Origin of the sequence: Niastella soli, assembly GCF_017742245.1 — a bacterium.
Taxonomy (GTDB): Bacteria; Bacteroidota; Bacteroidia; order Chitinophagales; family Chitinophagaceae; genus Niastella; species Niastella soli.
This window is the reverse complement of record NZ_JAGHKO010000004.1, coordinates 541197-565042: the sequence shown is the minus strand read 5'-3', so window position 1 is coordinate 565042 and position 23846 is coordinate 541197. Positions and strand designations below refer to the sequence as shown.

The following is a 23846-nucleotide window of genomic DNA, read 5'->3' as shown; positions in this document are numbered from 1 at the left end:
AATCAACCAATGGTACAGGTTTGTCCTGTTGCAGCAGATCTAAATTTGTTGCATCTTGTCAAAAATTAAGTTGAATGATCCGGCCATTACTATTTCTTATGATCTTTTTTTCCGCGCTCACCTGTAAAGCACAAACAAACAAGACTGATGCTCCATTAAAGAGACTTCTTTATGGCGATATAAATGGACAATATTGCAGAGCAAAGAATGTTGTAGCCAAAAAATATGGTTTTTCTCTTCTTGTTGTTGCAGGCTGTAAGGTTGATAAGGAATTAGAAGATAGTGTAGAAAAGGAGAATAAAAGAGTAAATAAAATACTGGAACAGCGGCATGGCAAGGGATGGCAAATAGAATTTAATAGGCAGGTTGATACCATGATGAAATTGATCGCCGAGGCAGAAGCGCTTGTAAAAAAGGAACCTTATATACACCAGGGACATCGCTTTTCAACAGAACCTGTTGAGGGCCAAAACATTTTTTCGGTAAAGGCTTATGGTTGGAGATACCAGAATGAGAAAATGCAAAAAGTTACTTATTATAAATTTACTGTTAACCTGGCAACGAAAACCGTGACCAAAGAGAGTGATGTGATTGAATTGTTTGTGGATCCAATAAGTCCTAAGGAATATTAATTAAATCATTCCGTTTAGGTTATCTGGCCAACTTGAGTATAAATTGATTTATATCAAGTAAAACCAACCTCACAATTATAATTATTCGTTGGCGTTAGTTGTATAGCAGAGATTGGCCTGGATTGAACAGGTATTTATAAAAAATTAATGCTAAACGCTATGAATAAATTATCTGCTTTCGGTGCTTTAATTGTAGTAATTGCTCATATCGCACTCATTATTCTTTGTGGTGTGTGGGCCTGGAGTTGGGTGGGACCGGAAAGTTTCTGGGGTGGCGTTAAATTTATTTTTATTTGGGGAATATTCGATTATATCGCCCATTTGGTAATAATGACGCTGGCAGTTGTTCTTTTTAACAACGAATAGCTCATCTCTAAATAACTCGGGTTCTATAAAGGCTCCTTCCAGTCAATTACTTCTCATAAAAGAAAAATGCTGAAGTCACAGTATGTTATCTCGGCTTTTGGTAATTTAACAGTTGCGTAACCAGCAAATACAGCCTGGCAATAATAAAGAAATAGCCCGCTCGTTATGGTTGCCCAAATCATCTCATGCGTCGGTTTTTATCATTCATGGCATTTTTCGGTATTGTCGTTTTTACAAAAGCGCAGGACCCTCATGCCCTGGGAATTGAACAAATGAAGCTTTGGTACAACCCGGCACTTAAGACCGACACCCTACCGGTAACCCATGTAATGCTTCATAATGTCAATTATCCGGGTATTCTTTCAACCAAAAGCAAGTCGATAACCCTTGAGTTGGTTTTTGAACGGAATATAGAAACGGTGTCGAATACCTTTCCTTTTTTCACGCTTACGGCTGGATTGAATGTAGATAATGCCAGTGATAACCTGATGAAGGCTTCTTCAGCCATGCTGGCGCTTTCGTATGCCTTGCCGCTCGATTATAATAACACTTATATGGCCATCGGCTTTCAGGGAAATTATTCTTTCAACAGGGTAGGTTATACAGGGAGTTATTATAGTTTTCCTGCTGATTTCGATAGATCAGGTGCAATGTCCTGGGCTATAAAAAGAGATCCCCTCCAATCTGGCTACAATTTCGGGTATTTTACTTTTAACGCCGGGGCATCCGTTTTTCATACTACAGAAGAACAACAATGGTTTGTTGGTTTTTCCACCCGTTATATCAATCACCCTTACACAGAATGGGACCACATAACTACCTTGCCAACTACTTTCGGCGTGCAGGCTGGTTATACCGGTGCCATTAATGAAAGTACACAGATCAGCGGTTATGGAAATTTTTCCCTGGTCAGCGGTTCTTCTTCTTCTCCTGAACAATACATTGGCATTCGGGGCATCAGAAAGATCAATGTCAATGACAGTTCAGCCTTTCATCTGTCAGCCGGTTTAGGAGTGAGCTTTCACCAGGCCGTGCAACCCAATTTGCAGTTGCAATGGGGCCGGCACCTGTTTGCCGGGTATTTCGATTTCAACCTGCCTCCAATCGCCTCCTCCGGGTATCACCGCCGGTCATATGCGCTTTTGTACCGGTATGATCTGTGACCATAGGGTGCCATATCCGGCTATTTCCCTAGTTAATCATAGCTCAGACCTTTGTAGACATAAACTGTTAGTCCTGTTAGATTCACTTCTGATATACTGAAACAAGCCTGATTCCGCCTAATTATCCCACCAAAATTCTACCGGAATTGCACCAAAATGGCACTCCACAGTGGGATTACAGTGGCATTCTAGTGGGATTACAGTGGCATTATTACCGGGGAAATGGCCTGTTTTAGTATATCTGACTAGAATATGTCTAGAATATGTTGAGAGAATCTGACCAGGACCTGGCTACGTGATGGGATGGTTTTATACTCCTATTGGTAGCGTCTCGGCGATAATAAGCCTTAGGGCGCCTTGGGCGTGTCGGGTGGGTTATGTGGCGGTAGGAGGGAAAGCAGACGCTAGAATAGCTTCTAGTAGCGGCACAGGTGGGTGGGCAAGGTTGGTCGGGCTTTTTAAGCTGAAGGAGGTTTTTTCCAGGGCCGGTAGCTTTTTCAAACAAAACGTGAAAAACACGGTCATTTTTTAAATAAAGTATTAGTAACCTTTATATAAAGATGAGTATGAAAATAGCGCTTTTTGTTTTCTGGGGTATTGTCGTTTTCATAGCTTGTAATAACCCGACAACGAATAATAAAAGTACTCTTTCTACTGAAAGTGCAGGCGAAAATGAGGAAGTTACTATTGTGCTGGAAAAAGTATTGGATTCGCCAGCCAGGAATTCAATAAAGGTTAACGTTGACTACGATCAGTATTTCAAATCTCCCAAAAAATACCTTGGGTTTTCTCTCCGCCCGCTGCTCGATGCTGCCTGGAAAACTGCTGCATTCGATACCACCCACGCCATGGTCTTATTTGAATGCAAGGATGGCTACAACCCAATCATGGACCTTTCGAAGATCTATGGTCCTGCGCAAGGTTACATCGTATTTAAGGACTTGGACCAGCCGGATACTAAGAATTGGCCAGACTCCCTTAGTCAGCATTTTAGCCCGTATTATCTTGTCTGGGACAAAGTGAAGAAAGAGGATAAATCCTTTTTCTGGCCCTATGGCCTCACCACTATTCGATTGATCCCGGAAAAAGAAAAATATCGATTAATTCAGCCTGATAGTAGTGATGCTGCCTACCCCGGTTATATTACATTCAGAGACAATTGTATGAAATGTCATTCTATCAATAAGATCGGTGGCTCCTTTGGTCCTGAATTTAATCTCCCTAAAAACATTACCGAATACCGGGATGAAAAACAGCTCATTGCTTTTGCAAAGGCGCCTGCCTCCTTCAGGTACAATAGCCGTATGCCTGCAATGACCAGCTTATCGGATAAAGAATTCGAAAATATCATCCTGTATTTGAAATACATGAAAGAGCATAAGAGAGATCATTAAAACCTGTTACTTCAACTCATACTCCTGAATTCTATCGGGGTTTTTCCTGTTTTTTGCTTGAAGAGCTTATTGAAATATTGGGGGTATTCAAATCCCAATGAATAGGCTATTTCTCCAACTGATTTATTGGTACTTAACAGCATGTTCTTGGCTGCTTCTATTAAATAAAAATGGATATGGTCCTGGGTGTTTTTGCCGGTTTCTTTTTTTAGCAGGTCGCTCAAATAACTGGGTGATAAATGCACCTGTTCTGCCAGGTACTTTACAGTAGGTAAACCTGTTTCCGTTATTTCGCTTCTTTTGAAATATTCTTTTAGTATTTTTTCAATTTGAACCACCACTGCATTGTTGGTGCTTTTTCTGGTTATGAATTGCCTTCCGTAAAAACGGGTGCAATAATTCAGTAACAACTCAATGGTGGAAACTATGATCGTTTGACTATGTACATCAATGTTCTCCTGTAATTCAGCCTGAATTTTTAGTACACATTCATATAAGATCTGTTTTTCCTTTTCCGATAAATGCAGCGCTTCTGCTATTTCATAGGAAAAGAAGCTGTAGCCTTCCATTTTATCGTTCAGGGAGGTACTCCTGATCAGGTCGGGATGGAAAAACAAACCCCAACCCAACATGTTCTCTGATGCTTCTGTATCAGTATCCATTTCAATCACCTGGTTGGGCGCCAGACAAATGAGGCTGCCATCCTGAAAATCCACCATTTTGCGCCCATATTTTACGGTGTTACTGTGATAGTTTTTGAACATCACAGTGTAAAAATCGGCTGCAACTTTTGTCTCCTCGGTAATGTGCTCGCTTACCTGGCTAAAATCCACCACTGCCACCAGGGGGTGGTGGATTTTAGTCAAATTGAAAAATTTGAACAGGTCTGTGATCGTTTGCAGGTGAACAAATACACTCATGATCATAAAAGTAATTAACTTTTTAGGTACTAAAGCCCAAATTGGTTCTTAAGGGCACCAATTAAAGTGGCGTCATCCAGTTGCTTACGATTCGCGATAATTGTTTTGGCGTCTTCTCCTGCAGTATACCGTAACTGACCAGTGCCATCGGTAGCGGCTTCGTAAATTACCTCGGCAACTACGCTTGCCGGGGAAGCGTTTTGGTACAGGGCCGGAATGGTTGATAACATTTTTTCAACTATCGGTTGGTATTCGGTAAGTGTTTCATCATTGCTGAAATCAAAGGAACGGCCACCAAAGTCCGTGGCAATAGCACCTGGTTCAACGATCTTTACCCGTCCGCCAAACTGTTCTACCTCATAATTCAGCGATTCGGAAATGCCTTCAACGGCGAACTTGGTACCATGATACAAAGCGCCTAACGGAAAGGTTATTTTGCCGCCAATGGATGAAATGTTAATGATAACTCCGTTTTTATTTTGTCGAAAATGGGGGAGTAGAGCCCTTGTAACATCTAATAGACCGATCACATTGGTGTTAAACTGACGGACGATCTTTTCTCTTGTAAATGATTCTAACGGTCCATAAGCGCCATACCCTGCATTGTTCAGCAGTACATCAATTTTGCCAAACTTTTTGATGCCTTCATTTACTGCTTTATTGATTGAGTTGGCATCCAATACATCGAGTTCCGTTACCACTACATTAGTTAGTGCAGTTAATTCCCTTTCACTTCCGGGTTTCCGCATCGTGGCAATAACGTTCCATCCCTTTGATTGAAACAATTTGGCGGTCTCTTTTCCTATTCCACTGCTGGCGCCTGTAATAAAGATTGTCTTGTTCATTTTAGTAAGATTTAATTGATGAGGTAAAGGTCTTACTAAAGGCTGCCAGACCGATAATACGAATTCCCGGAAGATGTATACTTTTTACGGATGTTCGGGTTAGTTTAAGAAATATATTAATTTATTCAGTTCTTAGGCTTTTAACGGGATTTGCCAATGCGCCCTTGATTGCCTGTACACTTATAGTAAGAACGGCAATCAGAACCCGCTGTTATACCTATGGCCAGTCCAAATATGGAGATGGCCGAATAAAACTTATTGTTCCAGACGCTGCGGAAAGCAACCTTAAGGTGGTTCCTGAACATGTTAACCGGTTTGTACGCTAACTCTAAACACTATGCCATTTTCGTAAACGATTAACAACCAGTGCTATAGCCTGCTTTTCCGGTGTTCGCCATACAAAACCGGACAAATCAGTACGGTTTTGATACAAATAAATTACCACATTCATATAAAAAACGGGAAAAACACCCTATTTTATCCATCAAATTATTACAAACTTGAAAGCGTAGGTGCTTTATTAATATTCAAATTTTATTCCAGGCATGACTGATTTAGAAAAGATCAAAAGGCTTGAATCGGAAATAGGACATACACTTAAAAGGAAGGGAAGTGATTTGGATAGTATTTCTGATTTATATTATAGTATTGATGCTGACAAAACTGTAAAAAGTATTCGGCTTAGAAACATAAGCTTACAAACTTTTCCGCAATCTTTATTGGAGTTTAATGAACTCGAAGATTTGAAACTTAGTCAGAATAAATTAAAAGAGGTGCCGCCTGAAATATCCAAAATGAAAAGCCTGAAATACTTATCACTGGCAAGAAATGATCTTAGAAGTTTTCCATCTCAGCTATTGGACTTAAACGGCTTGTGTTTTTTGAATTTAGCAGGCTGCGGTATTAAATCTATTCCGGGAGATATTAATTGGTTAAAAGAACTTGATGAGCTTCTTTTGTTTGAGAATGGAATTGAGCATATTCCTACGACACTGTTTGAATGCAATAATCTAAAGAAATTAATGTTGTCGTATAATAAAATAGCAGACTTTCCAAATATAGAAGGAAGTTTAAACCGTATTGAAGTATTAAGTCTTGGAAATAATAAAATTGAATCTATCCCCGAAAACATAAATGAACTAAAAAGCATAAGATGGTTAGGGTTGAATAAAAATAAAATAAGAGAATTACCTCGCAGTATTTTAGACCTTCGACTAAATATAAAATGGAAATATGAGAGTCGATTTACTGGTAGAGGCATAATATTAGAAAATAATCCTTTAATAAATCCTTCCCCGGAAATAATCAAACAAGGCAATAAAGCGATCCGGGAATATTTTGAGCAACGTGAAAAAAGCGGCACCGAGCAATTAAATGAAGCCAAGCTGATCCTGTTAGGCGATGGCCGCTCAGGAAAAACATCTTTTGCCAATCGCCTCTTGAATAAAGAGTTGCCTAAGGAAAAGGATCGTACGCAAGGTGTGGATATAATAATTGGTGAGTATGCTTTTCCAATTGCGAACGGTAGCAGTTTTAAAATAAATATCTGGGATTTTGCCGGCCAGGATAAATACAAAAAGCTCCATCAACTGTTCTATACGGAAAGTAGTTTGTATGTAATGGTTGCAGAAAGTGGTAATACCACTGTTGATTATGATGATTGGTTTCAGACCGCTGAATTGTTTGGAGAAGGCAGTCCGTTGGTATTGATATTGAATGAATTTAAATCAGGTATTGGAACGGGTAGTTTTGACATCAACTACTGGAAAAAACAATTCCCGGAATTGTTAAAAGAAGTATTTACCATTAACCTGGGCACCAAACAAAATTTTTCAACTGCTGAAGAATACATCCGGTTTATTGCCCAAACCCTTCCTCATACCAAATATCCCTTTCCCTCTAATTGGGCGGCTATTAGGCGGGTGTTGCATGAACGAAGGGAGGAACAGTATATCCCGTTAAAAGAATATTTTGAGATCTGTAAACAAAATGATCTGCCTCAACCGGAAAGTGCCCTGATACTTAGCTCTGTGCTGCATAAAATAGGCGACTGCCTCCATTACCAAAAAAATGAACTATTAAAGCAGTTTATTATTCTTAAAAATGAATGGGCCACGGAAGCGGTATATAAGATCCTGGATGATGAAGTAGTGGCAAAAAGCAAGTGCGGTTTTTTTGACCAATCAGACGTGAAACGAATTTGGAATGATGGCGAATATGAGCATATGCGCCCACAGTTGCTGGAGTTAATGAAACAGTTTAAGCTGGCCTATCAGTTACCCAGTAGGGAAGAATATGTAACTCCGCCTTTGTTACCACCAGCGCCGCCGGAAAATTACAGCTGGCCGGATGTCCCTTCCCTGGAATTGTATATTGATTACGATTTCTTACCCAAAGTATTGTTAACGCAATTCATTGTTACCCGTCACGCGGATATATCAAAGGGCCGAAAACTTGTTTGGCGGCATGGCGTAATCCTGGAATGGAAAAACGAGGCCTTGGGTGAAGTGTCCAAAACAAGATTGGAAGGCCGGGATGCTTTTTATATTCGTACGCAAGGACGTAACCGAAAAGAGATGTTGACCATTATTCTGAAAACCTTTAGAGAGCTGCATGCAGAATACAAAGGAATAAAATACCGGGAAAAAGTACCCTGTGTCTGTGAGGGCTGTAAAACCGGGGCCAACAAACAACATTATTTCGACTTTGAAACGCTTAACCGACGCCTGGAAAAAGGGCGGTTTGAAGTAGAGTGTGATAATTCCCTGGAAAAATTAAATGTGTTGGAACTGTTGGAGAATACATTTGTTTTTGAGCAATATAAAGAAGGTTCTTCTCTTCAATTAAAAGGAAGCGTTGAAAGGGAGAGTGCTCCTGAAATTCGAATACTTAAAATATTCCTGGCTTCCTCCAATGAGCTTGAAAAGGAACGCATCCAAATTGAGCAGGCACTTAATAGAAAGAACAAATTATTAAGGAAAAAGGGTATAGTGATCGAGCTATTGATCTGGGAAGATGGAAAGATCATAGGTCAGTCACTTCGTTCACAGGATGACTATAATGTTGAAATTAGACAATGTGATTTTTTTACCATGCTCTTTTATTCTAAAGTGGGCAAGTACTCATTTGAAGAATTTACACTGGCTAAAACGCTGTTTGAGGAAAAAGGGATGCCACGGTTACGAATATTTCAAAAAGATGTAGACCTGCCCAAGAACCTGCAAAAACGGGATGCTGATAGCCGGTATGATTTTCTGGAGAAATTAAAAGAGCTAGAGCATTTTCCAGTCCCATTTCAAAATACAGACCAATTGGTAAATGAGCTGGAAGATGCTATTGATAAACTATTGGCTGATGAGGCTTTTGTAAAGCAGTTAAAGTGTGAATAAGCTATTTCGCCAGGTCATACTCCCGCTGCGCTACACCGCCTACTATGCCCAGGCCGTTTTCAATATTATTAAATACGATCACTTTTTCCGAAAATCCATCTTCATTTTTTTCATCGGCCATAGCGGCACTGTTTAAATAATTATAGCTGTTATAAGTAAGGGTGGTTATTTCTACTGCCATCTTGTTGTAATAATTATAGGTAGTGGCTGTGAAAACAAATCGCGGGCTTTTGCCATTGAACAAGGCATCTGTTGTATAGAATTCAAAACGGGCTTTTTTGTTGTAAATTTTAAGGCTGGCTTCTTCCGCTTCAAACTCTTGTGGTGCTTTTGAACGCCAGCCATTTCCGGTACTGTCATGACCTTCATTGACGCCGTAAAGCCGAATGCGATAGTAATTTTGGATAGCCGGATCATCGTGCAGTTGTACGCTGATGGTGACTTTGTCCCGCGAGCTGCTTACCTGTCCGGCGGTCAGTCTCATTTCACCCACCTGTACGGTATCGGGTATTTGATCACTGCCGGAGATTTCTGGATAACCGGGAATTTCTGCCGTTACCCGGTAAGTGGCCCCTGTTTTGGCCAGGGTAGTGCCCCGGTAGAAAGTACGGTATCTATAGGTAAAGGGGGTAAGCATTTCTCTGAATACTCCATTTTCATACAATTTCACCTCGGCGTTCGTGATCTCCGGTAAGCCCTTTGGTCCTTCCAGCCGGCCAGATAAAGTGATACGGGCCATCATGATACTGTCTTTATTCATGAGCAGGTTCAATACTACTTTATTCGATTCTTCGGGAATAGATATGGTGATGACTTTATCGCAACTGATAAACGTTAATACTGGAAGTATAATAAGTAAAAGGCTTCTGATCATAATTAGAATGTTAAGGTGTAAGATATACTTGGCATAATAGGCAGAATGGAGGAGGTGGCAAGCTGCGCTGTGGCATTGGTTGATGAATATTGTTTTACATTGTAAGTAAACGGGTTTTTCCTGTTGTATACATTCAGGATACTGATATTCCAGGTTCTTGTAATGCCATTCTTTTTTTGTTTAATAAAGCTGATCCCCAAATCGAGCCGGTGATAGGCTTGTACCCTTACATTATTGCGGCTATTGATGTAGTTGATACTTGGTTGCGTATAATAGTAACTATTGGCCGTACTTGGTTCATATATTCTTTCATAATTCGCTACCGAAACCGTAAACGGGGTGGCCGTCTGGTATGTCCAGCTGGCAGACAATTCAATGTTCTTGCGTAGCTTATATACGAGTACCAGGTGAAGATCATGGCGACGGTCATACTTATAAGGAAAGGTGCGGCCATAATTTACCTCCGGGATCGTTCGGTTGGAATTAGACCAGGTATAACCCAACCAGCCAGTTAACCGGCCGATTTTCTTTTGTAACAGCAATTCTGCACCATAGGCTACGCCGGTACCGGCTGCTACCTGCTCCTGCCAGGTGTCTCCCTTGCTGGTGGTGAGGTAATCGGCTCCTTCTCTATACTCTATAACATGGTCCATTTTCTTGTAATACACTTCTGCCGAAAATTCATATTTGTTGTGGAACAGGTTACGTGCCAGTCCAACCGCATATTGATCGGCCTGCTGGGGAACTATCTTTTTTGTAGCGGGCACCCAAAGGTCTGTTGGTAATGAAATGGAATTGTTGGCCAGCAGGTGAATATATTGGGTCATGCGGCTGTAGGATAGTTTCAGTCCCCAGTTGCCGGGCAAAAGAAACCGCGCACTCGCACGGGGTTGCAGGGAATTATAAAATTGTCCCTGTACACTAAATGTGCTCCAGTGAAGCCCCGCATTCAATTTCAACCAGCGGGTGATCTCCCAGTCGTCTTCTGCATACAGGTCCGTTTCTGATCCGTTGATTGTACGGTTATTATTCAGTGAGTCCAGTGTGATCAGGTGGTCGTTGGTTTGTTGCATTCGAACAATACCTGGCGTAAAGGTGCGGAACATATAGGACGCGCCCATTTTTATGGTATGCGCAGGAGAGGGCCGGTAGTCAAAATCAGTTTTCAGTCCAAAATCCCGTATTCCTGAGTTTAACTTCAGTGAATTGGTATTGATAGCTGTATCATATTTGTCTTCTGAATAAAAGGTGGAGTTTAATTTGTAACTACTGCCAATGAGCATAGTATTGGCAAACAGTTTGGGGGAGAAAATATGGTTCCAGCGAAGGGTGCTTGTGATATTGCCCCATTGAATATGAAGGTCTGAAATATTGTAATTGTCTACCGGCGGATCAACAGGTACATTGTATTGTTCCAGCAGCCTGAGTTTATCTTTACCCAGATAAAAACTAAAATAAAGTTTGTCCTTATCAGAAAACTGATGGTGCAATTTGGCGTTGATGTCATAAAAGAAAAGACTGAATTTCTCTGGTCCATCCGGTTTGTTTTTGGCAATAGGGGTGGCAATCAGATCGGGATACGTACGGCGGGCAGATAGCACGAAAGAAGTTTTTCCTTTTTGTAATGGCCCTTCCAATGTAAATTGTGTAGAGAGCAAACCAACGGAAAAGTCGCCATGCAATTGATGCATATTTCCATCCTTTGTTGAAATATCTACAACTGAAGAAAGCCTTCCGCCATAACGCGCCGGAAAGGCGCCTTTATATAATGTTACATCTTTCAGTACACTTGTATTGAAGGTAGAAAAAGCACCCAACAGGTGCATAGGATTATATAAGGGGGCGCCATCCAGCAATATCAGGTTCTGGTCTGGCGTACCACCCCGTACCAGCAAGGCGCTGGTGCCTTCGGAACCCTGTTTTACGCCGGGCATTTGTTGCAGGGTCTTTAACAGATCGGGTTCGCCCAATAGCCTGGGCATTGAACGCACCTGTGATACCGGCAAATTGATGCTGCTCATTTGTGATGACTGCTGTATCGGGGTGGTGCGTGGCGCGCTAATGGTGATCTGTTCCAGTTCCCTGCTGGCGGTTTGCAGACTAAAGTTGAGGTGTGTATTGCCTTCTAATTTAATTACGGTATCAAGCCGTTGATAGCCTGTATAGGTGAGTTGTATATATAAAGAATCGCCAGGAACGGTGATGCTATAAAAACCATAGTTGTTGGTAGTGGTTCCGGCCATGTGTTGGGGAGCCATCAATGATACCCCGATCAGTTTTTCGCCACTTACCGCATCTTCTACAAAGCCACTGAGGGTTTTGCCCGAACGAGGGCGTAGCACAATGAGTATATTGCCGCCTTTTTCTTTATATTCCAATTGGGTGCCTTCGAGTAATTCTTTCAGTATTGTTCCCAACAGCACATTTTTGTATACGCGTTCTTTCACCTGGATGCCTTTTATCCGCGAACCTTCAAACGAGATCGGCACATGGCTTTCCTGTTCCAGCAGTTTTAATGCTGTTTCTAACGAAGTTGCCGGAATGCTGATGCTGGTCCGCAAGTTGGCTGGTTGTGCACTTAGTGCCTGCCACATCGTTAATAAAAGAAAGGTAATGTAGTAACGCATAGTTGTTGTTTAAGTAAGGATAAAGATTCTCCAGGCCGCTTTTGCAGCCAGTGCTGGTTTGCCTGAATGTTATTTATAATTTATTGTATGGTCACCTTGCCATTGTTGAGCACATACGTCAGTCCGCTTATATCTTTCAATAGCTCTAAAAGATCATCCGCCGTGGTTTGCTGGCTGATGTGGATAGTGAAACTATAACGGGCTACGGCTTTTTCATTATAGCTTACCTGTAACCCGTAACGGTTTGTCAGGATGCGGGCCACTTCTGCAAAGGGGGCATTGTTTAATGCCAGCTCCCCGCTGCGCCAGTCTTCCGGTGGGCCGTCCATGCGTTTAATGGCATGCGTGTGTTGCTCGTAGCTGAGTTGCTGATCCGCTTTGAGTGTGTCCAGGATATGGGTGCTGTCAGATACCTGTACGATGCCGGAGGTAACCATTACCTGCACGATTGCCAATTGCGCGTACGCTTTTACGGTAAATTCAGTACCGAGTACCTTTGTTTGCACCCCGCCGGGCGTTTTTACCAGGAAGGGGTGTTGTGCATCTTTATGAACGGAAAAGAAAGCCATCCCATCTGTCAGTTCTATAATGCGCACATCTCTTACAAAGTCTTTGTGGTAACGTATCGTGGTGCCCGGTTCAAGCCAGATCTCAGAGTGATCGGGCAATTCATGTTTTATAATGCCTTTACCGGCAACGGCTGTTACAACAATATATTCCGGTCCTTTTTTATAATTGTATTTATTATACAATAGATAAGTGACAACCAGTACAGCCACCACTGCGGCTGCTGACCACCAGATCTTTCGTTGAGTTTTATCTGGGGCCTGCGTAATGGAAACTACCTGCGCAGGCGTTATTGCGTTGAATATGTTAGCTTTCAATGCGTCTTTCATCGCTTCTTTCTCCTCCTTATTTTCCCATACAGACCCATTTTCCGGAAAGGCTGCATACCATTGCTGCAACAAGTCCATTTCTTCCGGCGTACAAATGCCGAGGGCGTGTTTTTCCAATAAGGACGTTATCATAGATTGTTGAAGCTTGTTCATGTGCTAACTTTTATAAGACAATTCTCGAAATGGTGGAGTACTATGCTGCGGGAAAATTTATTCCATAAAAAAACTGCCAAGCCCTTCGCGGAGTTTTTTCAGGGCCGCAGACAACTGGTTCTTAACCGTTTGGGTGGAAATGGCTCGTTTTTGGGCTATCTCCTCTATGGAAAGGCCCTGTTCGCGGCTATCGATAAAAACGGCTCGCATTTTATCGGGCAGGCGGTTTAGTTCGCGGTGGTAATTTGCCTGCAGGTCAGCCATTGCCAGGTGGTCGCTGGTATTTACTGTAAACTCAGGCAGCGCCCTGCCTGCCAGCAGTTGGTATTTTTCCCGGGCGCTTTCCGATTTCAGGTAATTCAACACCTTGAAACGTACGGCGGCACGAAAATAGGCGGCAACAGATTCGTTGATCTGTATCTGTTCCCTTTTCTGCCAGCAATACACAAAAACTTCCTGCACAATATCCTTGGCAGTAGCCTTGTCAAATAAATGCCAGTAAGCTATTTCAAAAAGGGACTCCCAGTAACGTTCATAGAGTTCGGCATAGGCGGATACATTACCCGAAATGATCAGTAACCAAAGTTCATTATCGGGTATATGTTGCAGTTTTGGTGGAGGCATAGATCGGTTCAAAAATGGGGCGGAAGATAGCGAATCAACTGTTAAGAAAAGGTTTAAGGCGTTGTTTGTAACAATAAGTAACGTATATGAAATATTCGTAAGTCTTTGGCGTTAGGTGCACAGACGAATATTCGCGATTTTGTAAAACTTTCAATAGTAGTAATACCTAAATCATGAACAAAATTTTAAAGGATGAGAGCTTTCAAATATCTATTGCACTTTCCTTCTTTTTTATTGGGACAGGCGTTGTGTTTTTATTAATGGGGCTTGTTGGCTATAGCTGGGTATTGTTTGTGCTGCTACCTATTGTACTGGGAGTTGCCATAGGCTCCATGAAAGTGCGAAAATATGCACTATGGGGAGCGCTGATTACAACGGCAATAATTCTAATAGCTTTATGGATCCCTGGCATGTCAGGTATTATTTGTATTGTAATGGCGGAGGTGCTGATCATACCCCTTGTCTTTCTCGGCTATGTGATAGCGGTGCTGGTAAAACGCTACAAGAAAATAAAAGGTACCGACAAGTTGTCCATTTTGTTGCTGCCACTAATCCCTTTTTTGATAGCTGCCCCCGCTGAACATTTTTTTAACAAGGAGAAGCAAACGATCATAGAAGTAAGAACGGAAAAAGTATTTAATTACACTCCGGACCAGGTATATGATGCAATAAAATCGGTAGATACGTTGGATGCTGAAAAGCCATTCCTGTTAAAGCTGGACCTACCCATTCCCACAAAATGTATTTTAGAAAAGGAGGAAGTGGGTGCGTTAAGGACCTGCTATTTTAGAGGCGGGCGGTTAAGTAATGCAGATTTTGGCGGCGGCACCATAACAGAGCGGGTGACTGAAGTGAAGCGCGGCAAAGTGTTGAAAATGGATGTAATAGACTATAATTTAATTGGGCGGAAATGGCTTGGCTTTAAAGAAGCCATTTACTATTTTGAGCCTGCAGCGAACAATAGTTGTAAGTTAACGAGAATAACCACCTATACATCCGTTTTAACCCCGCGTTTTTATTGGGAACCCATGGAGAAATTGGGCGTTACCCAGGAGCATGATTATGTGTTTAATAATTTGGCAAAGGACCTGGAACGAAGATTTGGTATAAGATAAAACGTACCTCATTCATGGCTATCGCAAACAAACTTGACCTTGCAAAGACCTCACTTTTAGGATTATCCATTGGTGATGCTTTAGGTGAAACATTCTTTGGGCCTGCAGATATAATTGCCGCCAGAATAAACGACAGGATCTTACAGGAAGGCACCTGGTTTTTTACTGATGATACAATAATGGCGATTGGGGTATATAATCATTTATCATTGTTTGGGATGATCAACCAGGATGCGTTGGCCTTTGAGTTTGCCGGAAATTACAGGAAGGATAACTGTCGGGGTTATGGGGCAATAGCACAAAAGATCTTAAGAGATATTACTGCAGGTATTTATTGGAAAAGAGCAAGCCGTGACGTTTTTGATGGAATGGGGTCTGCCGGTAATGGTGCTGCCATGCGTTCTGGTCCTATTGGTGCTTATTTTTATGAAGATGCAGCGCGCGTGATCAGGGAAGCCACATTAGCAGCAGAAGTTACCCATGCACATCCGGAAGGAATTGCCGGCGGCATTGCCGTGGCATTGGCCGCCTGTGTCTGTACACGGAGTAGATTGGCGGGGGTGAAGTTATCTGCAGATACTTTCTATGATTTTATTATATACCAGATGCCTTCGAGCGATGTCAGAGCTAAAATTCAAAAAGCCAAAACGCTTCCTGCGGGTTATGATGTAAGAACGATTGTTTCTGTATTGGGTAATGGTACTGATTTAACCGCGCAGGATACAGTACCTTTTGCCTTATGGTGCGCCGCTAATCATACCGATTCATTTGTTGAAGCCATCTGGAAAGGCATAAGCGGACTGGGCGACCGGGATACGATTGCTGCTATTATAGGTAGTATTGTTGTAATGTCTGCTGGCTTAAAAAGCATACCTGAGCAATGGTTAATTCAGGTGGAGCCATTCAGGACCTCTCCTTTTTATAAAGGGGGCTGACCTGTCAGAGCCTGTCGCCTTTGACGGATGCATCATTTGATGCTTTCATAAATAGAGTGACCAGTTGCGCCTCTTATTAAAAAAACTGACCTGTCAGAGCCTGCCCCGCTTTGCGGGTTCGATTGATCTGCTTAATTGTTCAAGCCTCTATGACAAACCTTACAGGTCAGGTTCAATTATTTATAAGATCGATCTTATTAAACCGCCCTCTACCCGAAGGGCTGCGCCATTGGTAGCTGAAGCCAGTGGACTGGCCACATAGACTACCATATTGGCCACTTCTTCCGGGGAAGCAAATCGCTGCAACAGGGAAGTAGGCCGGAAATCATGAAAGAACTTGGTTTGCATTTCGTCAAAGCTTACGTTTTCCTGTGCTGCCAGGGTATTCACAAAATCACCCACGCCTCTCGATTTGGTGGGACCAGGTAAAACACTGTTTACCGTTACGTTAGTGCCTTTTGTCAATTCTGCCAACCCCCGGGCAATGGCAACCTGGGCGGTTTTTGTCATGCCGTAATGGATCATTTCTTCGGGAATGAAAACGGCCGATTCGCTGGAAACAAAAATGATGCGGCCCCAATTCTTTTGCAACAGTTGGGGGAAGATGTGTCGTGACAACCGCACGCCGCTCATTACGTTTACCTCAAAAAATTGGAACCAGTCCTCATCGGGGATCTCGGTGAAGGGCTTGGGTTCAAAAATGCCTACATTGTTTATCAGGATGTCAATGGCAGGCAACTGTTTTATCAGGGCGTCTACCTCTTCTTTTTTTCCAAAATCGGCAGCAAGGCCGGAAACCTTGCCATTGGGAAACGCTTTTTGAAGAGCTTTTACCACTTCCTCCACCTGGTTTGGTTTGCGTCCGTTTATGATAACGGCTGCGTTTTCTTTTAATAAGGCTTCGGCAATAGCCAGTCCAATTCCGGCTGTAGAACCGCTTATGAAAGCCGTTTTGTTATGAAGTTGCAGATCCATTGAATGATTTTTAGGAGGATTAGAAACAGGCGGCAAGGCAAATTGTTTAAAGCGGTCTTTAAACTTAAATAACTTTTTGTTGTTACTCCCGTTATGACCACTACAAACACACACGCTACCTATAAATTAGGTGGGGAAGTCGAAATAAACAGGCTCGGGTACGGCGCCATGCAATTAACTGGCCCAGGTGTATGGGGCGAAGTGAATGACCGTGATAACGCTATAGAAGTGCTAAAGGCTGCTGTTGCCGCCGGGGTTAATTTTATAGATACGGCGGAAGCATATGGGCCTAAATTCAATGAAACGCTTATTGCCGATGCCCTGCATCCTTATAAAAAAGGATTGGTGATCGCAACCAAAGGCGGTTTTGGACGCACTGGGCCAGGTGGATGGATCCCCAATGGTGATCCTGCGTTTATTAAAGAGAACATTGAAGGAAGCCTCAAAAGACTAAAAGTAGATACCATCGATCTTTGGCAATTACACCGGATAGATCCCCAGGTGCCGGTTGAAAAAACATTGGCCCCCGTAGTGGAAGCGGTGCAGGCGGGTAAGATCAGGTATGTCGGATTATCGGAAGTGTCTATTGAGCAGGTTGAAGAGGTTGAGAAAATACTTCCCATTGTATCTGTTCAAAACTTGTATAACCTGGGTGAACGCAGGTGGGAGGAGTTGATTGATTATACCTATGAAAAAGGCATGGCTTTTATTCCGTGGTACCCATTGGCTTCCGGACCGGATGCGCTTGCGGAGATGATCAGCAGCATTGCTGCAAAACATAAGGCGACCGTGGCGCAGATAGCGCTTGCGTGGTTGTTGAAACGCTCGTCAAATATTCTGCTTATTCCTGGGACTTCCTCACTAACGCATTTAACCGAAAATATGAAAGCGGCTTCTATTGAGCTTACCGACGAAGAGTTTGAACAGTTGGGAGGATAAAAAGAATTTGTATTTGGCGGATGTATATTCTATATATGCATCCGCTAATTAATATGTAGTTGGTAGTAATAAAGCAGGCGGCAATACGTTTTTTCTGATATCTTTGACTATGAACCCTGCCAAACCTCTGCTCTTTATTAGTCTCTGCGCGTTATTTGCATCTTGTATGTCAACTGTATTCTCAGAGGAATTGCAGTTTGTCACCGATCTTTCTTCTCTGTTAAATGGGACAAAAGTTAAATTGACTAAAGGAATTGTAACAGGGGCCGGATCAGGTACTTTCAAAAAGATGGAGATCCTGATTACAGAACCTTCAATCGACAGCCAGCATATAGAAAGGCAAATGAACTATTTAAAGTCTATTCCTGCGTTGGCGCTTATAAATTCAAAAGTTACTAACCTGTCGGATTATAGATATGTAGATGTCGTCATCGACAGTAAAAGCTTGGGTAAAAGTTCTGTTCGATATGAATCATCAGAACTCAAACAGGTTAGGGAGTGTATACCAACGATTAATGGTTATATATTTGGCATTCAACACCTGAACAAAGATTCGTTACAATATTATTCAGATCCGGAAAAGCTCAGGAGGAAACCCATCGATTATCTACTTACAGCGCTGGCAAAAACCGATTCTGTATATGGAAAGGCCCATGACCCCAATTTTCAGGGATTTCGGGTTGGCGACTATAACGGCCGGCGATCTTTTTACTTTTTCGTTGCTTTGCCCAGGAAGGAAAAAAATCACATAATAGACATTGTGGTTGATCCAACTATAAGGAAAGTAATGGCCGTTAATTTATAATTATGTGCGGCCTTCACTTACCAGTCCCTGGTAGCAATCAGCTCTTCACTGTCGGCGTCTGCAAACCCGTAAGAGGTGGCTATAAAGGTAAAGTCAATGCTGATGCAATCCCGGGCAGTGGTTTCAATTTCACTGTTGTTTTCGTAAAATTCATCATGCATATGATTGAATTTGTCGGTAGCAGCATGGGTTAATGCATACAATTCGTCCAGGTCTTTGGGGTGGGTGCGCTCAATATCAAAGCATAATTCAATCAGGATATCCCTGCATTTATCTACCAGGTGGTTAGGATAAAAGTCGTCGACATACATATCTTCCAGGAATGAGTAGCTCCAAATGTCCTCATTTTTGAGCTCCGATTGTTTTTTCATTGTCTTGTGTAGGGCAATTAGGGGGCTTATAACGACACGTCCTGGTTTTTATTTTCCAACTTCTATTTTTCTGTCAATTGTTCTATTGCGGTCCATAAAACACCGGCTTCTCCTTTAAAGCCAGTGGATCCCTTGGGTTCATTGGCCGGGGTGTACCATTCGTAAAAACCTTTGTTTGTCAATACACGCTCCAGCATGGGCGTAAGGGCTTCGCGGGCTTCCTTCATTAAATTGTACCTCACTAATTGGGTTACCATTCTGCCACCAAACCAGGTCCAGTCGCCGCCGTTTTGGTAGGAATAGGGCCCCATGCCGGTATTTTTAAAGGAGCCGGCGGGGTAAACAGGGTACAGGGTAAGCCCGATGGTAGCGGCATGCGCCCGTTGTACGTTCTCCTGCATTTTCCGATATGCCTGTTCCACTTCGCTTTTACTTAACAGACCCGCCTCAATGGCAACTGTAGTGCCGCCGTGGTAATATACCTCCGATTCATTAAACGATGGAGGAAAGGGGGAGCTGTTGAGGTAAATATGGGGTTTGAATTTTTGTTTGGCTGCATCCCATAAATGGGTGCGGATATTCTTTTTGAAATTGTCCCGGGTTTTTGTCCAGTACTGGCGTTTGGTCCGAGATAATCCGGCCATTTCCAGGTAATCGTTGAGGGCGATCACAAACATGGCATTATCGTAAATATCGATCGCCTGATGCGTGTCGGCATTCATTTCAACACCCCAGTCATGTTCGGGTTGTACATCGCCCCAATCGGCTGTGGTGGCGCCCCAGAGTAGTCCGTAGGTGGCATTGTAGCGGCGGGTCATTAAAAACTGCAAGGCCTGCTCCAGGTGTTGTTGAACCGGCAGGGCGGCAATGGTGTCTGTAAGAATAGCCTTGTCGCCAGTATTGCGGATGTACCTGGCAATCGCCTGTATCAGGGATGTTTCCTGGTCGGTTTCCACGGTGTTCTTATGACCGGCGTATTCAGGCGCCAGGGGCGTAAAGTAATAGTTATAGGGAATATTCGTGCTTTTGGGTTTGGGAATATAACCATCCAGAATGGCGCCATCTGGTTGTTGAAAAAGAATAAAGGTGAGCAGGCTTTTCCTGATCTGGGTTTTGTCATTCACTTTGCAGGCTACATCCATAAAGGTGTTAAAGTCCCTGATCCAAACCTCGCCGTATCCATCGCCGGCATTAAAGCCTTTTTTTATCAATTGTTCTGCCATGGTTTTCACCGAATCGGCCATGGCCAGGAAATTGGTTTGTTGACAATAAGGAACAGCAGGCAGCAGGCAAAAAATAAAGGCAATCGTTCTGCAACGCATCGTAAATTGTTATGTATGCACATAGTTACAATTTTGTCTGATACAAACCAAAAGAACCGGTGCTGGGATGATTAAATTATTTATAATTAGATAATTGTTAATTATGATACTTTATATGTAAGCGGAAATGTAGTAACATGCAGGCGTTTCTGACTGCGTAAGGCTACATTTACATACATAAAGTACCTTATGGATAAAGCAGCATTGGAGGAACAGTTACAGGAAATAACCTACGCCCGGGATGACGGCAGATTGCATGAATTGATACAAAGCCTGTCTGTTGATGACCGGCAGCAATATAAAACCGAACTGGGGGAAGCATTCCTTGATATTTACGCTATCTGGTTTTATGACTTTGACTGTGGTAAAGTGGAAACGAATGAAGGGCCGGATCCTTTTTTCTCCTACCTGCTGGAACTGCTGGCGGATGCTGAGCGGGTTGATCCTTCGCGGATCTATAATGAACAACGAGCTTTCTGTTACCAGGCCATGGCCGGACTTAAAACCAACCCGGATGAACAATTAAGTTATATAGAAAAGGCTGCGCAGGAAATAGGGGAAGCATTAAATGCGCAACCTGATTCCTGCGGGTTGAACAATCAACTGGTAAGCATCTTACTGGATAAAATAAAGTTCAGAAATGTATATAGTGATGACGAATTTGTAGTGGTACTGGGGTATTTTGAACAGGGTTTATCAAACTACAGCAGTTCGAATCAACTGAATCTTATCTATAAATGCTTTGACATCTTACAACTGTCTTTTCCCCGAAACCGATACTGGCATGGGGTGTTTTTAGAGAAAGTAAACACGGTATTGCGTGAAAGGGCAGAAAATGATCCGCTTATTTACCTGGAATGGGTGAATGAGTTGAAAAGGATTGTTGAAAATTACGAGGGTATCCCTCCAGCTTATGCGCAGGAACTTGCCAGGCAATCGGCGCAATTATTAACGCCTTTGACAAATTTTGAAACGGCTAACCCTGAAACCCTGAACAAACTGGGGACTGCTTTTTCTAAAACAGCTGATAAACTGAGTGAACAGGAAAGCATCGCAGAAGCGTTGACGTATTATAACGTTGCGGTGGAATATTTTACCAAAGCGCAGGATATTAATCCGGCTGCCTGGACCTATCCCGTATATGCTACCAATGCGTTAAAGGCAATGGCTGTTTTGTATGCCGGGCATAACAAGGTTGCTGTAATTGCACTGTTCGAAAAAGGACGGTATATCTTCTCAAAATTGTATGAACCTGAAAAAGACTTCACCGCTAATTTATACTGGGGCGAATTTCTTATTGAATATGCACGGCTCGCCCATGATTTTCAATCGCCTGCGATATTACAGGAAGCGGAAGAGAGATTTCTGATTGCCCAGGGGCTTGGGCTAAAGTACTATGACCACCCTTATTTAGGACGGGCGAAGGTTGCCCTGAAATTGGGCGATCCCGAGAGATGCCTGGCCATACTTCAGGAATGTAAAGCCGTATTTAGCGAGCTGTATACTACCTACAGCTTAAGCAAGGTGATAGAAGACGAAGACTTTGCCGCCCTGAAACAGGAGATCATAGTCATTGATAACAGCTAATGACTGCACATTACCTATAAGCGTAATTTTCAGGGTAACCAATACCTTTCATTCATTTTTTTGCCAAAGCTGCTTTGGGCGCCGTAATAACCTTTAATTGCTGGGTATAATAATCTGCCAGTTCTTTCTTGCCGCATTGTGTTGCCGCCAGGGCGGCACCATGTAAGCCATTGTACCGGTTGGGATGTGTTGTCAGATCTGATTGATAGGCCTCCAGCGCTTTTTCGGGTTGTTTTAGTTCCTGGTACAGATCAGCCAGCAGTTCCCGTGCTGGTAATACTTCACCGGGTGTAACAGGGTGTTTTTCTGTTTTGTCTTCCATGTCGGCAGCCTGCTCCATTTTTTCCACTGCCAGGGCGGGGTTGCCTGCTTTCCAGGCTATCCAGCCTTCTGATGCCTTTATCTGTATGTCGACCTGGTTGGCTTTATAGGTCTCTTTTTTTGCCAGTAAATTGTTGCGCAACTGGTTTAGGATGGCCAGTTCATTGTTGGCGCTGTCCGGCTGATTGAGGTGCACAAAGCCCAGCAGTCTGGCAAAATGTATAATGCCGAGTTGCCAGGGAAACTGTTGCATAGGGAAACCAGCCGGTGTGGTAGTTAGTTGCGTGGCTTCTTTCCATAGTCTGTTTTCCAGCACATACCGGACGGGGATAGCTGCAAATGTATAAGCGCCTTTTAAATTGGGCGGCGATACTTCACTAAAGGTATTCAGGTAATCCCATTGTTCTTTGGCCTTCTTTAATTCCTTCTTTTGTAAATAAGCATATACCAGATAGTCCATGCCATGTAATTCTTCATCCCAATGTCCTTTTATGCCTGCATTTTCTGCATAGCATTTAGCTGATGCTATGGAGGCCAGGTTCGATTGAATGGATTCGTCCCACATGCCCAACCTGGTAAAAATATGCGACGGCATATGCTGGGCATGGGCCGATGCGGGTGCTATGGATGCATATTTCTGAGCGGCCGGTAACGCCAATTGTGCCAGTTCAGGATAATCGTAGGTATGAATGAGGTAATGGATAACGCCTGGATGAAAGGGTACACTGGGATAAATGCTGCTGAGTATTTGTCCGGCCTTTTTTTGTTTGGCATATGTTTTATCTGCGGGATCTGCTGCCGCGTCCAGCGCCAATGCATAAAAGATGGCGGCCTCTTTGTCGTTGGGATATTTCTCATTGAGCTTTTGCATGGCGGCTTCATACTGGTTGCAACGGGTGCGGTGATCGAGTTTTTCCCAGTTGTTATAATACACAGTTAATGCATTAATGTAATCAGCCTCCCGGCTTGATTTAGGTTCTATGGAACGGGCTATTTGCAGTGCCTTTGCGCCTTTTGTTAGTTCTGGTGTTTCAGGCGGTGTCCATAATGGATGGTAATTACACATGGCCACACCCCAGTAAGCCATGGCGCAATGCGGATCGTGGTGAATGATCTGCGCAAATGCTTTTTCAGCTTCATCGTATTCAAAGGAATGCAACAAGGCCACGGCAAAATTGAATTGTTTTACAATGCTATCCTCACCGGTAATAATAAATGAAACTTTACCCACGCCTTTATCATCGGGGCCGCACAGCACTACATTGCCTGTTTTAAGATTAATAGCGTTGATCTCTTTGGCAAGCGTAGGCTGTAGTTTTTCCCTGCAGGCAAACAGGGAAATAATGACTATGAGCTGCACCGTTATAACTGGTTTGATTTTTTTCATGATAGCAAGCGATTTGAATGGCCGAATGAATAATGGAGGCGTGCGGATGGTATGTTATCAATGGGTGGAGAAACGATAAACGTGTTATCTAAAGATAGAAATATTATGTGGTATAACCCGTTATGCATTCATGTATGTTAGTATTTTGCCACGAGGGGGCTTTTTTGTGATTATTTTATGGGTTTTGATTATATCTTTATTTTGCT

General features: G+C 42.8%; 20 protein-coding genes. 10 read left to right on the top strand and 10 right to left on the bottom strand.

Annotation, left to right across the window (positions count from 1 at the left end):
* The first annotated feature begins 98 nt into the window (after positions 1-98).
* The 4 genes from J7I42_RS17255 to J7I42_RS17240 all read left to right on the top strand — a co-directional run bounded on the left by J7I42_RS17255 (position 99) and on the right by J7I42_RS17240 (position 3555).
* Positions 99-632 (top strand): FEKKY domain-containing protein, encoded by a 534-nt coding sequence (locus tag J7I42_RS17255; protein ID WP_209140086.1) that lies wholly within the window; start codon positions 99-101, stop codon positions 630-632.
* Positions 633-791: 159 nt separating this feature from the next.
* On the top strand, positions 792-998 hold the full coding sequence (locus tag J7I42_RS17250) for a hypothetical protein (protein ID WP_209140085.1): 207 nt from the start codon (positions 792-794) through the stop codon (positions 996-998).
* A gap of 185 nt (positions 999-1183) precedes the next feature.
* Entirely contained in the window at positions 1184-2161 is a 978-nt protein-coding gene (locus tag J7I42_RS17245; RefSeq protein ID WP_209140084.1) for a hypothetical protein, read from the top strand.
* Positions 2162-2727: 566 nt separating this feature from the next.
* Complete coding sequence (locus J7I42_RS17240; RefSeq protein WP_209140083.1) at positions 2728-3555, top strand: c-type cytochrome; 828 nt, start codon at positions 2728-2730, stop codon at positions 3553-3555.
* A gap of 11 nt (positions 3556-3566) precedes the next feature.
* Here J7I42_RS17240 and J7I42_RS17235 read toward each other — a convergent pair whose 3' ends face one another.
* Both J7I42_RS17235 and J7I42_RS17230 read right to left on the bottom strand, forming a co-directional pair.
* Positions 3567-4475: a helix-turn-helix domain-containing protein gene (locus J7I42_RS17235; protein WP_236065514.1), complete on the bottom strand. Its 909-nt coding sequence runs from the start codon at positions 4473-4475 to the stop codon at positions 3567-3569.
* 29 nt (positions 4476-4504) lie between these two features.
* The gene (locus tag J7I42_RS17230) at positions 4505-5320 is read right to left on the bottom strand and encodes an SDR family oxidoreductase (protein WP_209140082.1); all 816 of its coding nucleotides are present in this window, start codon (positions 5318-5320) and stop codon (positions 4505-4507) included.
* 545 nt (positions 5321-5865) lie between these two features.
* On the opposite strand from J7I42_RS17230, the gene J7I42_RS17225 reads away from it, so the two are divergent.
* Complete coding sequence (locus J7I42_RS17225; protein ID WP_209140081.1) at positions 5866-8709, top strand: COR domain-containing protein; 2844 nt, start codon at positions 5866-5868, stop codon at positions 8707-8709.
* A gap of 1 nt (position 8710) precedes the next feature.
* Here the strand turns inward: J7I42_RS17225 and J7I42_RS17220 are convergent, their stop codons facing one another.
* The 4 genes from J7I42_RS17220 to J7I42_RS17205 all read right to left on the bottom strand — a co-directional run bounded on the left by J7I42_RS17220 (position 8711) and on the right by J7I42_RS17205 (position 13883).
* Positions 8711-9583 carry a DUF4249 domain-containing protein gene (locus J7I42_RS17220; protein ID WP_209140080.1) on the bottom strand — a complete coding sequence of 291 codons (873 nt, stop codon included), beginning with the start codon at positions 9581-9583 and terminating at the stop codon, positions 8711-8713.
* A gap of 2 nt (positions 9584-9585) precedes the next feature.
* A complete protein-coding gene (locus tag J7I42_RS17215) occupies positions 9586-12210 on the bottom strand; it encodes a TonB-dependent receptor (RefSeq protein ID WP_209140079.1) in 2625 nt (874 codons plus the stop codon).
* Positions 12211-12290: 80 nt separating this feature from the next.
* Positions 12291-13259 carry a FecR family protein gene (locus J7I42_RS17210; protein ID WP_209140078.1) on the bottom strand — a complete coding sequence of 323 codons (969 nt, stop codon included), beginning with the start codon at positions 13257-13259 and terminating at the stop codon, positions 12291-12293.
* 57 nt (positions 13260-13316) lie between these two features.
* Positions 13317-13883 carry an RNA polymerase sigma factor gene (locus J7I42_RS17205; protein WP_209140077.1) on the bottom strand — a complete coding sequence of 189 codons (567 nt, stop codon included), beginning with the start codon at positions 13881-13883 and terminating at the stop codon, positions 13317-13319.
* Positions 13884-14056: 173 nt separating this feature from the next.
* Between J7I42_RS17205 and J7I42_RS17200 the strand changes: the two genes are divergently transcribed.
* On the top strand, positions 14057-14998 hold the full coding sequence (locus J7I42_RS17200; RefSeq protein ID WP_209140076.1) for an SRPBCC family protein: 942 nt from the start codon (positions 14057-14059) through the stop codon (positions 14996-14998).
* 14 nt (positions 14999-15012) lie between these two features.
* Positions 15013-15933 carry an ADP-ribosylglycohydrolase family protein gene (locus tag J7I42_RS17195; RefSeq protein ID WP_209140075.1) on the top strand — a complete coding sequence of 307 codons (921 nt, stop codon included), beginning with the start codon at positions 15013-15015 and terminating at the stop codon, positions 15931-15933.
* 180 nt (positions 15934-16113) lie between these two features.
* Here J7I42_RS17195 and J7I42_RS17190 read toward each other — a convergent pair whose 3' ends face one another.
* On the bottom strand, positions 16114-16908 hold the full coding sequence (locus tag J7I42_RS17190; RefSeq protein ID WP_209140074.1) for an SDR family NAD(P)-dependent oxidoreductase: 795 nt from the start codon (positions 16906-16908) through the stop codon (positions 16114-16116).
* Positions 16909-17001: 93 nt separating this feature from the next.
* Between J7I42_RS17190 and J7I42_RS17185 the strand changes: the two genes are divergently transcribed.
* Positions 17002-17847 (top strand): aldo/keto reductase, encoded by an 846-nt coding sequence (locus J7I42_RS17185; protein WP_209140073.1) that lies wholly within the window; start codon positions 17002-17004, stop codon positions 17845-17847.
* Positions 17848-18013: 166 nt separating this feature from the next.
* Positions 18014-18652, top strand: coding sequence for a hypothetical protein (locus J7I42_RS17180; RefSeq protein WP_209140072.1), 639 nt, complete (start codon positions 18014-18016; stop codon positions 18650-18652).
* Positions 18653-18669: 17 nt separating this feature from the next.
* Here J7I42_RS17180 and J7I42_RS17175 read toward each other — a convergent pair whose 3' ends face one another.
* Positions 18670-19023, bottom strand: a complete 354-nt coding sequence (locus tag J7I42_RS17175) for a DUF5713 family protein (protein WP_209140071.1) — start codon at positions 19021-19023, stop codon at positions 18670-18672.
* A gap of 62 nt (positions 19024-19085) precedes the next feature.
* Positions 19086-20345, bottom strand: a complete 1260-nt coding sequence (locus J7I42_RS17170) for a GH36-type glycosyl hydrolase domain-containing protein (RefSeq protein WP_209140070.1) — start codon at positions 20343-20345, stop codon at positions 19086-19088.
* A 189-nt stretch (positions 20346-20534) separates the two neighbouring features.
* On the opposite strand from J7I42_RS17170, the gene J7I42_RS17165 reads away from it, so the two are divergent.
* Positions 20535-21932: a hypothetical protein gene (locus J7I42_RS17165; RefSeq protein WP_209140069.1), complete on the top strand. Its 1398-nt coding sequence runs from the start codon at positions 20535-20537 to the stop codon at positions 21930-21932.
* A 52-nt stretch (positions 21933-21984) separates the two neighbouring features.
* Here the strand turns inward: J7I42_RS17165 and J7I42_RS17160 are convergent, their stop codons facing one another.
* The gene (locus J7I42_RS17160) at positions 21985-23640 is read right to left on the bottom strand and encodes a tetratricopeptide repeat protein (RefSeq protein ID WP_209140068.1); all 1656 of its coding nucleotides are present in this window, start codon (positions 23638-23640) and stop codon (positions 21985-21987) included.
* Positions 23641-23846: the final 206 nt, after the last annotated feature.